Origin of the sequence: Microbulbifer sp. HZ11, from assembly GCF_000708675.1 — a bacterium.
In the GTDB taxonomy this organism is placed as follows: domain Bacteria; phylum Pseudomonadota; class Gammaproteobacteria; order Pseudomonadales; family Cellvibrionaceae; genus Microbulbifer.
The window spans coordinates 550,149-560,328 of sequence record NZ_JELR01000001.1 but is presented as its reverse complement, the minus strand read 5'-3'; the positions used below and the strand labels follow the sequence as shown (position 1 = coordinate 560,328).

The 10,180-nt window shown below is 60.4% G+C and carries 12 protein-coding genes and 1 pseudogene; 7 read left to right on the top strand and 6 right to left on the bottom strand.

The window, feature by feature from the left end; all coding sequences use genetic code 11:
* Window positions 1-43: 43 nt before the first annotated feature.
* Window positions 44-178, top strand: coding sequence for a hypothetical protein (locus AU11_RS18620; protein WP_255343167.1), 135 nt, complete (start codon window positions 44-46; stop codon window positions 176-178).
* 127 nt (window positions 179-305) lie between these two features.
* On the opposite strand, the gene AU11_RS02445 is transcribed toward AU11_RS18620, so the two are convergent.
* From AU11_RS02445 to AU11_RS18425, 5 genes are read right to left on the bottom strand one after another with little or no spacing between them, the layout of a single operon-like run.
* A complete protein-coding gene (locus AU11_RS02445; RefSeq protein ID WP_043316168.1) occupies window positions 306-539 on the bottom strand; it encodes a GDCCVxC domain-containing (seleno)protein in 234 nt (77 codons plus the stop codon).
* Window positions 536-823, bottom strand: coding sequence for a mercury resistance system periplasmic binding protein MerP (gene merP / locus AU11_RS02440; protein ID WP_081847887.1), 288 nt, complete (start codon window positions 821-823; stop codon window positions 536-538). Before merP ends, AU11_RS02445 begins: the two co-directional genes overlap by 4 nt.
* Window positions 824-862: 39 nt before the next feature.
* Window positions 863-1,201, bottom strand: coding sequence for a mercuric transporter MerT family protein (locus AU11_RS02435; RefSeq protein ID WP_043316166.1), 339 nt, complete (start codon window positions 1,199-1,201; stop codon window positions 863-865).
* Window positions 1,202-1,261: 60 nt separating this feature from the next.
* On the bottom strand, window positions 1,262-1,666 hold the full coding sequence (gene merR / locus AU11_RS02430; RefSeq protein ID WP_043316164.1) for an Hg(II)-responsive transcriptional regulator: 405 nt from the start codon (window positions 1,664-1,666) through the stop codon (window positions 1,262-1,264).
* Window positions 1,645-1,788, bottom strand: a complete 144-nt coding sequence (locus tag AU11_RS18425) for a hypothetical protein (RefSeq protein WP_197023740.1) — start codon at window positions 1,786-1,788, stop codon at window positions 1,645-1,647. Before AU11_RS18425 ends, merR begins: the two co-directional genes overlap by 22 nt.
* A 217-nt stretch (window positions 1,789-2,005) precedes the next feature.
* Between AU11_RS18425 and AU11_RS02425 the strand changes: the two genes are divergently transcribed.
* On the top strand, window positions 2,006-2,341 hold the full coding sequence (locus tag AU11_RS02425) for a YnfA family protein (RefSeq protein WP_231491713.1): 336 nt from the start codon (window positions 2,006-2,008) through the stop codon (window positions 2,339-2,341).
* A 178-nt stretch (window positions 2,342-2,519) separates the two neighbouring features.
* Here AU11_RS02425 and AU11_RS18520 read toward each other — a convergent pair.
* Window positions 2,520-3,001 (bottom strand): annotated as a pseudogene (locus AU11_RS18520) (IS3 family transposase); the annotation flags it as partial.
* Between the two features lie 621 nt (window positions 3,002-3,622).
* Between AU11_RS18520 and AU11_RS18220 the strand changes: the two are divergent.
* From AU11_RS18220 to AU11_RS02395, 5 genes are all read left to right on the top strand, one after another.
* On the top strand, window positions 3,623-4,006 hold the full coding sequence (locus AU11_RS18220) for a hypothetical protein (protein WP_156035105.1): 384 nt from the start codon (window positions 3,623-3,625) through the stop codon (window positions 4,004-4,006).
* Window positions 4,007-4,189: 183 nt separating this feature from the next.
* A complete protein-coding gene (locus AU11_RS02410; protein WP_043316158.1) occupies window positions 4,190-6,913 on the top strand; it encodes a TonB-dependent receptor domain-containing protein in 2,724 nt (907 codons plus the stop codon).
* A 96-nt stretch (window positions 6,914-7,009) separates the two neighbouring features.
* Window positions 7,010-7,741, top strand: coding sequence for a hypothetical protein (locus tag AU11_RS02405; RefSeq protein ID WP_043316154.1), 732 nt, complete (start codon window positions 7,010-7,012; stop codon window positions 7,739-7,741).
* Entirely contained in the window at window positions 7,738-9,600 is a 1,863-nt protein-coding gene (gene nqrF, locus AU11_RS17630) for an NADH:ubiquinone reductase (Na(+)-transporting) subunit F (RefSeq protein WP_051686883.1), read from the top strand. Before AU11_RS02405 ends, nqrF begins: the two co-directional genes overlap by 4 nt.
* A 106-nt stretch (window positions 9,601-9,706) precedes the next feature.
* The gene (locus AU11_RS02395; RefSeq protein WP_156035103.1) at window positions 9,707-10,153 is read left to right on the top strand and encodes a hypothetical protein; all 447 of its coding nucleotides are present in this window, start codon (window positions 9,707-9,709) and stop codon (window positions 10,151-10,153) included.
* The last annotated feature ends 27 nt before the right edge of the window (window positions 10,154-10,180 follow it).

Here is a 10,180-nt window from a genome sequence, read left to right as displayed (position 1 = left end):
TGGCACTGATGGCGCTTTCCCAGCGCTGGTACTGGCGCAGGGGATGATGGAAAACCACGGCATGATGATGAGCGGCTGGATGATGTTCGCCTGCGGCCTGCTGGTGATATTGCTGATCGCGCCGATGGTGCTGGGGATACTGGCGCTGCTGAAGTACCTGCTCGGGCGCAGCCAGTGAAGTGGCGGGTGGAATGGGCGGACTGATGGCGGCAGCGGCGATTACTATCTCCTACTGGATCGCCGTGCCCACCGCCGTCGGTTACTGAATTTCGCTACACTCCGTCACCTGACGGAATGCCGCTTTTTCATTTTTTATTGTTTCCCGCGGCGCCGCAGCAACCACTCTGCAATTGCACCGGCGGACACGGCATGGTGCCGTAGGAGCAGTAGACACAGCAGTCGCCGGGCAGCGGTTTCAGCAGCAAGCGGCACTGCTCGCACTCGTAGAACCACTGGCAGGCGTCGGTGGGCATAGTTTCTGTCTTCTGGTGGCCGCAGTGGGGGCAGGTGATTTGCGATTGCAATTGCACTTGGCTCACTGCGCGGTCTTCGCGGCGAGTGTCGACGGAAAACCGGCATTGGTGGTGGCCTTGACCAGCGCCTCAGTGCTAGTGGCACTTTCGTCGAAGGTCACCACTGCGCGCTTATCGTCGAAGCTGACTTCCGCCTTGCGCACGCCCTCGACCTTGTCCAGTGCCTTTTTTACAGTGATGGGGCACATGGCACAGTTCATGGTCGGCAAATCCAGGGTCACGGTGCGCGTTGCGGCCTGGGCGGACAGGCTGGCGGTAAGCAGGGTCATGGCAATCAGGATGTTTTTCACGGTGCTTTCTCCTCGGTGTTGTCTGAAGCGATGGGTAGATCAGGCGATCCACGGAATCCAGTAGTTACTTGTCACCAGCAGGGCCGCGGCCAGTGCCGCCAGCACGAATAGGATCTGGCGACGACGGCGTACCCATGGCGCGGTACAGGCGCTGTCCGGCGCGCAGGGCCCGAACACCTTCCAGCCGGCCCAGCCGAACAGTGTCAGTACCGCCAGGATAAACAGCGGGCGGTAGGGCTCCAGCAGGGTCAGGTTGCCGATCCAGGCACCGCTGATCCCCAGGGACAGCAGAACGAAGGGGCCGGCGCAACAAAGTCCGGCGCCGATGGCGGCGGCGATACCGCCGATCAGGGGTAATCGGGTGTTGTCGGTGGGCACGGCCTCTCCCTCTTCCAGTAACTCATAGGCAGATTTTAGAGGCCGTACCACCGTACGGAGTCAAGCGTCCGGCAACAGCGTTTCGACGATGGGGCAAGGCCCATGGCTGCGATTGGCCTTACAGCTGCGCACCAGCCTGTCAAGGACCGCCTGAAGGCGCTGGAGGTCGGCAATCTTGGCTTCCACTGCCGCCAACTTTTCCGCGGCCATGGCCTGCACCTCGGCGCATTGCCTGCCGCCCAGCGCCAGCAGACCCGCGATCTCCTGGAGCGTGAACCCCAGCTCCTGGGCGCGTTTGATAAACAGCAGTCGCTCGAGGGTCGCCCGCGAGTAAGCTCTGTGGCCCTGTGCGGGCTTTGCAGGCTGCTCGATCAGGCCTCGCCGTTCGTAGTAGCGCACCGTCTCCACATGCACGCCGGCGGCCCGCGCCAAGCGGCCAATGGTCAGCGCTTCGTTGCCAGACATGGTTCCACATGCTCCTCATTCTTCTTCTGCACTATGGCAAAACCGTGACGTCCGTCCACCAGTTGCAGATTTCCCCGCGCAATCAGCCGGGCCAGGAAGTAACGCACTGCGGTTGAAAGCATCTGTGGCCGCACAATCCAGTTGGACGCTCTTTCTCTGGAAAGGATGAGCCAACCGCTTTCGCGGTTTTGGCAGAAAACTCCGTAGAGTACCCCTCTCTCGCCGTTCGGCTGGGAATACATTGATTAGACCCAAGGCTATATATGTCAGCATAATAAACGCTCCGGGCAGACGCCGCTGCCAACGTCTTTTTGAGGTCAATCAACCGAGGAACTATCGATCTTGATTCTGAAAACAACGGGACTTTATGTGGTAACAGCCCTCGCTGAGATCACCGGCTGCTTTCTGCCCTACCTTTGGCTGCGGAAAGGCGGGCCGATATGGCTGCTGATTCCGGCAGCGATGAGCCTGGCGATCTTCGTTTGGTTGCTCACATTACACCCAGCCGCGAGTGGTCGCGTCTATGCAGCTTACGGTGGCGTTTATGTGGCTACAGCGCTGGTCTGGCTTCGGGTCATAGATGGAGTAAAGCTGTCCGCCTTCGACTGGATAGGCGCCGGCGTTGCATTGCTTGGAATGTCAATCATAGTTCTGGGTTGGCAAAGCAAAGGATAGCGGACCACTGCCAGCCTCCTCAACTGAGTGCGACATCGCCAATCTATAGAGCTTCCTAGACTTTTCTTCCGCTTGACGCCCCGCAGAGAAGTCACGTTGTGCTTCTGCAACTGCTTCGGAATGGACCAGACTAGTAGGGGTTTGGGCGATGGACTGTCTGTCTGTAGTGGTCAACTTTTTAGGCCACTGAACTCTGAGCATTCCAATATTTTTCTTCCATCATATTCGGCGGCATTCCATCGTTTTTCTGATGGGGTCGTATCTGGCTGTAATGGCCAATGATGTAACTTGTGATTCCCTGTTTAGCCGAAGGGAAGGACTTGTAGCCGGTTTCCTGCACCCACTCTGCATTGAGACTTAGGAAGAAGCGCTCAGTCGGTGCGTTGTCCTAGCAGTTTCCGCGGCGGCTCAGTCTATGTGTCATTCTGTTGCGCCACAGCAGCTGTCGGAATGCGAGGCTTGTGTACTGGCATCCCTGGTCCGAGTGGAACAGAATACCTTCAGGTAGTCCTCGTGATTCATAGGCCATCGTTAGCGCCTTTTTAACTAGGGCGGTATCAGGCGACACCGTTAGCGCCCAACCAACTGGCTTACGCGTGCAAAGAGTTCTATTACTACCGCCAGATACGCCCATCGAGCGCCGGTCCAGATATATGTAATAGGTTCTGCGACAGTTGGCACAAGGTCTGTAGCGGCACCGAGATGCCCGCCAATCAGCACCACCGCCCCCCCCAGCACCCGATCCAACTCGCTGGCATTGGTGGGAATGCGGGGCAGCTCGCCGAGATCGAGCTCAGACAGTTTCTGCACCTTGCCCTGCCCCGCGGCACTGGCATCTCCTAGGGGCAGGGCCGGATCAACCTGGTGGGCTACCACCTGTGAGAGGGCATCTCTTTCGACGAAACCCTGGCCGACGGGACCCCCCTAGCTGTTCTACTACGCCATGCACCAGCTACCGGATACCACGCTACTGCATGTGGCGCTTGTCGAAATGGGTAATGCGGACATCCACCGCGGCATTGATTGAGATCAGTGCTGCGAGCAGGTGGCCCATTCAGAGGCTCCAAATAGCCAAACCCAACCAAGGATTAACCATTCCTTAGGAAGCTCATCCTCCAAAGCCGGGCAATGTGGGCGAGGCATATTGGATGTGTCGTAATTTTGATTTAACCACTCCCCCTTCCGGCCCCCTCACTTCGGCGCGGACAACTTGTACATACAAGTGATACCACTTAATCTCGAAGGCAATCAGATGGAATAACACATAAGTCTCTGACGCCCATGCCCTTTGACCTGACCCGCATACTGCTGCTGTTAATGACGCTGACCTTGAACGGTCAGGCGTTTGCGGCGCCCTGCGGATCCCGGGATGCAGGAAGCGGAGAGCATCACCAGACCGCTACATCGGCCCGGATAGAACAATGCGCCCAGGGCGCTCACCAGCATCACTGTCACCAGGGCGGTGACACAGAGGCCGCTGAGCCCTCGCCGGCAAGCAGCTGCGAGCAGGCCTGCAGCTGCTGCCCCGGCCACTGCGCCAGTGCCATTCCCGCCGCTGAACACACAGAGCCCGCCCGTCCCATCATCACCAGTATCACGCTTTACAACATTTCCCACAGCGCCCCGCTGCCCGAAACCACCCTGCGTCCACCCATTCTTCTCTGACACGGGATCAGTGTGCCCGGGATAAATGTCCGGGTCATCCGCAAAGCGCCAAATTTCTGCGCCACCGCGTACTCCCGCCTGTCGACACCATTTCCATCAGCCTCCGCGACGCCTCGAGCCAAATAGTGCATCGCAGCAGCGGACACGACGAGAACGAAAAGTCTCCCAGAGAAGGACAACAACATGAACGCAACAAGCTTCAGACTGACGAGAACCCCGCTTTTTATCGCCCTCGCCACGGTGGCCACGGGTTTCACCTCCATGGCTTCTGCCCAGCAAGCGGGTGAAACCGCGCAAAAACAAATTGAAGAAGTGAATGTCACCGGTACCCGCATCAAGCGCGCCGACATTGAAGGCGTGGGCCCGGTCACCGTACTCGATGAAGCCTCAATTGAAACCACCGGCTCCAGTTCCCTGGAAGTGCTGCTGCAATCGCTGCCGTCCGCAGCGGGCTTCGGCGGCAACCAGACCAACGCCTACTGGACCTCCAACGGTTACGGCACTGCCCAGATCAACCTGCGCGGCCTCGGCACCAACCGCACCCTAGTGATGGTCAACGGCCGCCGCGTGGTAAATGGCGGTACCGGCGCCAACAGCAGCGTCGATCTGTCGATGATCCCGATGTCCCTGGTTTCCAGCATTGAGGTGCTGAAAGACGGCGCCTCGGCCACCTACGGCGCCGACGCCGTGGCCGGCGTGGTCAACCTGATCACCAAGAAAGAATTCGACGGACTGGAAATCGAGGGCAAATACGGCCAGACCGCACTGGGTGACGGCGAGGAAACCGTCCTCGACCTGACCTGGGGCGTGTCCGGCGACCGCGGCAACCTGATGGTGAACATGAGCTACCAGGACAACCAGGCCTCACCACTGGACGCCCGCGTCCCCTGCCCCCTGAATGACGACAGCGAGTGCAGCGGCAGCTCCTCCACCATCGGCGGCCGCGCCACCCTGCCCGCAGGCGCAGTGCTGGCAGACGGCACCGTGCTGACCGAAAACACCCGTATCAACTTCAACCAGGATCCGAATGGCGACGGCGATTTCTACGAGCGCTACGACGGGCTGAAACACGGCTTCAACTACAACCCCTACTTCAATGCCGTGCAGCCGATCGAGCGCTTCAGCTTTACTACCCTCGGCAACTACGAGATTTCGGAATCCGCCACCCTGTTCACCGAGCTGATGTACACCAACCGCCAGTCCGGCCAGCCGGCCTCTCCCGGCAGCCTGGCCGACATCGCCTACAGCGCGGACCACCCCACCAACCCCACCGGTAGCGATTTCGTGCTAGAACGCCGGCGTCTATTAGAGAACGGCGCCCGCGATTTCTACCAGGAAGTGGATACCTGGCGTGTGGTCACCGGTATTGAAGGCGATATCAACGACAACTGGGGCTACGACGTTGCGCTGAACTGGGGCCGCAACACGGCCACTGACGGCATCGCCAACAACATCAACATGCAGCGCGTGGGCGAAACCCTGGATACCAGCCTGTGCGGCATGAACGGCATCCCCTGTGGCGACTACCTGGGTTACGGTGATGTCACCCAGGAAGTGCTGGATTACATCGTATTCAGTCAGGAAGGCACCGGCGGCAACGAGCAAAAGAGCGTGAGTGCCAACATCAACGGTTCGCTGATGGAATTGCCCGCGGGCACCCTGGGCTTTGCCGCGGGCGTCGAGTGGCGTGAAGATAGCGGCTGGCGCCAGCCGGACTCTCTGGTTCAGGCGGGCTACGCGCTAGGCAACCAGGAAGATCCGATCAGCGGTTCTACCGAATCCCGCGAGGTCTACGCCGAGGTACTGGTACCGCTGCTGGCGGACCTGCCGCTGGTGCAGTCGCTGGATATGGACCTGGCTGTGCGCTACTCCGACTACGATCTGTTCGAGGGCGAGGACACCTACAAGGCCGGCCTCAACTGGCAAGTAAACGACATATTGAAAGTGCGCGGCACCATGACCACCGCCTTCCGTGTGCCGAATATCCCGGAGCTGTTCGGCGGCGTGTCCGAAGGCAACCTCACCACCACCGATCCCTGTTCCGACTATGCCTCCCTGGATCCGTCCAGCACCCTGTACCAGAACTGTCAGGCAGCCGGTGTACCGCTGAACTACTCCCAGCTCGGCACCACCATCCTCACCGACCGTGGCGGCAACCCCGACCTCACCCCGGAGAGTGCAGAGACCTTCACCCTGGGTGTGGTACTGCAACCGCTGGACGGCCTGTCACTCACCGTGGACTACTTCGATATCGAGATCGATGACGCCATTCGCGAGGTGTCCGGTTCCACCAAACTGGCCATGTGTTACGAGTCTGCGGGCCTGAGCCACGCCTTCTGCGCACCGGACCAGCACACCCGCAACCCGGTCAACGGTGATGTGAATTACCTGTCCACACAGAAGTTCAACACCGGTAACGAGATGATGCAGGGGATCGACTTCGGCGCCCTGTACGACTTCGACATGTTTGGCTTGTCGCACACCGCTGACTTCAAGGCGTCCTACCTGAAGGAATATGAAACCACCGCGTTCGATGGCGACGAGCCCTTCGTGCTCGACGGTTTCATCGGCAGCGGCAACGGCGGCTTCCCGCACTGGCGCGCCAACGCGTCACTGACCACCCGCGGCAACCAGTGGAGCAGCACCTACTCGGTACGCATGATCGGTGAGGGGGATGACTTCAATGCGGACAGTGGTATCGGCTCCAGCATGCCCAACATCTTCTACCACAACGTGCAGTTCAACTACGACATGAACGACGCGCTGCGGATGAGTGTGGGTATCGACAACCTGTTCGACCAGGGGGCACCGCGGGTAGCCAGCTGGACCGACGGCAACACCGACACCATGACCTACGACCTGGCCGGCATGCGCAGCTACCTGCGTATGACCTACCGGTTCGACTGAGCCCCCTGAGACATTCACAGCGGCGGGAAGTACACTCCCGCCAGCTGTGTATTTTCTCACCAGCTGTATCTGAGAAAACACCCGAGAATAAAACCAATGCAAACGGCAACCCTTTCCAGAAAGGTCCACAAGTGGCTATTTCTGTTTGTCGGCGTCCAGGCCCTGTTGTGGACCCTGAGCGGCGTTTACATGGTGGTGATGGACCTGGACTTTATCCACGGCGATCACCTGGTCAAAAACCTGCGCGAGCCACTGCCGACGGAGCAGGGCACCCTGGCGCCCACCCAGGCATTACTCGAGCGCTATAGCGGGGTGAAATCCATCCAGCTGAAAGCGCTGCAGGCATCCCCCTACTACGTGATCCTGGCCGCGGACGGTGCACACCTGGTCGACGCCCGCAGCGGCAGCGAAGTCTCGCCCATCAATGGCGACCGCGCCCGCGCACTGGCGGAGCACTACTATTCCGGCAGCCTGCCGGCGGCATCCGCCGAACTGATTACCGACAATCCGCCCACCGAGCTGCAGTCCCGCGCACTGCCCCTGTGGCGGGTCAATTTTGACGACCGCTACGGCACCAGTCTCTATATCAGCCCGAATACCGGCGCACTCGTCACCCGCCGCCACAACTACTGGCGCGCGTTCGATTTCTTCTGGATGCTGCACATCATGGATTACGAGGAGCGGGCCGATATCCATAACCCGCTGCTGCTGATCGTCACCCTTGTCAGCCTGACCGGCGTTCTCGCCGGCCTGATCCTGCTGTTCTACAGCTTTGCGCGCAGGGAAAAAGCAGCCGGCACCGCGGCCGCGACGGGAGGTGCACAATGAATTTCATCAAAATCGCGCACAAATGGCTGAGCCTGGTGATCGGCGTGCAACTGGCACTGTGGCTCGCCAGCGGCCTCGCCTTTGCGCTGCTGGATTCCAATATCGTCAGCGGCCGCCATCTGGCCGAGCGTCAGGAGACCACGCCGCTCTCCGCCGGCACATCGCTGGTACCCCATAGCGAGATTGTCGGCCTTTACCAAAACGCCGGTAGCAGCGTGGTGGATATCCGCCTGCAACCGGGCTTTGACCGCCCGGTGTACCGGGTAGAGACCGATGCAGGGATCGAGCTGCGCGATGCACAAAGTGGCAATCCACTGGTGATCGATGCTGCCCTGGCCGTGGCAATCGCCGCGCGCGACTATGCCGGCGACGACAGCCTGATCGGCAGCCCTCAGCGTCTGCCACAGCCAAATATGGAATCCCGCCGTCACGACGGGCCCGTATGGCGTGTCGATATCGTGGATGAAGGCAATACCAGCCTATATATCTCCGCCGCGGACGGCCGCGTAATTGAGCGCCGCAACGACACCTGGCGGCTGTTCGATATCTTCTGGATGCTGCACATCATGGACTACACCGAGCGCCAGGATTTCAACAACCCGTTCGTGGTGATTTTCGGTATCGGTGCCCTGCTGCTGTCCATTTCCGGCTGTGTGATGCTGTTTTCCAGCTTCTCCCGCCACGACTTCAATCTGCTGGCCAAACTGCGTGGCAGCAAAGTTGCAGTAACCCTGCTCGATCAGGCTGCCACCCCGGTGCAGAAGCTGGCCTTGCCGAGCGGCGTCAACCTGTTCGACGGCCTCGCCGCCAGTGGCGTGCAACTGCCCTCGAACTGTGGTGGCGGCGGTAGCTGCGGCCTGTGCCAGGTGCAGCTCGACGCCGACGCGCCGATCACCAGCAGCGAGAAGGTCCTGCTGTCCGCAGCGCAACTGGCAGCCGGCCAGCGCCTCGCCTGCCAACAGCGCGCAGTGGCCGCCACCCGCCTGACGCTGGATGACAGTGTGTTGCAGGCCGGCGCCTTCACCGCCGAGGTACAGGAGACCCGCTTCCTGACGCCCTTCATCAAGGAAATCCGGTTGGCGCCCCGAGGCGAGCGCCCGTTCGGCTTCCGCGCCGGCGGCTTTGTACAGGTCGAGATTCCGCCGCACCAGCTGCGCCTCGTCGACACGCCACTGGATACACAGTACAGCAATGACTGGCAGCCCTGGCTGGGTGCCGCCGGCAGCAACCACACAGCACCCCTGCGTCGCTCCTATTCGATGGCGAATGCGCCAGAGGAAAGCACCAGCGCGAATGAATCCATCCTGCTCAATGTGCGGATACAGCCCCCCCCCGCAGGACGGGAAACCCTGCCCGCAGGTGCCGGCTCCAGCTACATGTTCAATCTGCAGCCGGGCGACCAGGTCCAGCTGAGCGGCCCATTCGGCAGCTTCCATGTGCAGGACAGCGAGCGCGAGATCATCCTGATTGGCGGCGGTGCGGGTATGGCACCGCTGCGCTCGATGATTGTCGACCAATTACGCAATCACGGCACCCAGCGGCCAATGCGATTCTGGTATGGCGCGCGCAATCTGCGCGAGGTGTTTTACGCCGAACTGTTCGATGAACTGGCGCAGCAGCACGACAACTTCCAGTGGCAACTGGGCCTGTCGGACCCGCGTCCGCAAGACACCTGGCAGGGTGCGACCGGCTTTATCAGCGATATCGCCGCGGACAGCTATCTGCGCCAGCATCCGGATATCGGCAATTGCGAATTTTATCTGTGCGGACCGCCCGCCATGCTGCGCGCAAGCATCGCCATGCTGAAGCGACTCGGCGTGCGCGAAGAACAGATCGCGTTTGATGATTTCGGCAATTAACAGGAAAAACGGCGCGCACCGGAAACCTTTCGGTACGCGCCGTTGTCCACTTGCCATAGTGACTAGAAACCCCTAACCTTCGGGCTTCCATCAAAAACCAGCTGACATGCAAAGATTTATCGCACGGATCATGGCAACGCTTATGTTGCTGTCTGTCTTCGGACAGGCGGCCGCACAGCCGTGCGCGGAAATGTCAGCGCCGACGATGGCCAAAGCTACGGTCATGGATATTGATTCCGATATCGACATCCAAGCGGGTCACCACCAGGCGGTGGATAGCGCGCAGACATCCGCACATTGTGGAGATATGCCTACCGCTCCGTCGCCCAGCGGTACTGATCGCTGTACGCAGTCCTCCGATACCGGTGTGAACACCACGGGCGGCCTCTGCAGCGCAAGCTGTACTTGTTGCCCCAGCCACTGCGCCACCGTTTTGCCGCCAGTGGAAACGGCCGGCATCCCCATGCCTCGCACTTCCCTGCAAGTAACCTACCGGGATCTCGCCTCATCTGCCGAGCCCGAATCCCTGATCAAACCACCCCGGTCTGCCTGACCCGGGGATCCCTGCGCGCCGACTGGC

What these genes read in the sequence shown, in the direction of transcription:
- AU11_RS18620 (WP_255343167.1), top strand. Translation starts at nt 44, where the DNA reads ATGATGGAAAACCACGGCATGATGATGAGCGGCTGGATGATGTTCGCC.
- merR (WP_043316164.1), bottom strand. Translation starts at nt 1,666, where the DNA reads ATGTCTGGCAACGAAGCGCTGACCATTGGCCGCTTGGCGCGGGCCGCC.
- AU11_RS18425 (WP_197023740.1), bottom strand. Translation starts at nt 1,788, where the DNA reads ATGCTTTCAACCGCAGTGCGTTACTTCCTGGCCCGGCTGATTGCGCGG.
- AU11_RS18220 (WP_156035105.1), top strand. Translation starts at nt 3,623, where the DNA reads ATGCCCTTTGACCTGACCCGCATACTGCTGCTGTTAATGACGCTGACC.
- AU11_RS02410 (WP_043316158.1), top strand. Translation starts at nt 4,190, where the DNA reads ATGAACGCAACAAGCTTCAGACTGACGAGAACCCCGCTTTTTATCGCC.
- AU11_RS02405 (WP_043316154.1), top strand. Translation starts at nt 7,010, where the DNA reads ATGCAAACGGCAACCCTTTCCAGAAAGGTCCACAAGTGGCTATTTCTG.
- nqrF (WP_051686883.1), top strand. Translation starts at nt 7,738, where the DNA reads ATGAATTTCATCAAAATCGCGCACAAATGGCTGAGCCTGGTGATCGGC.
- AU11_RS02395 (WP_156035103.1), top strand. Translation starts at nt 9,707, where the DNA reads ATGCAAAGATTTATCGCACGGATCATGGCAACGCTTATGTTGCTGTCT.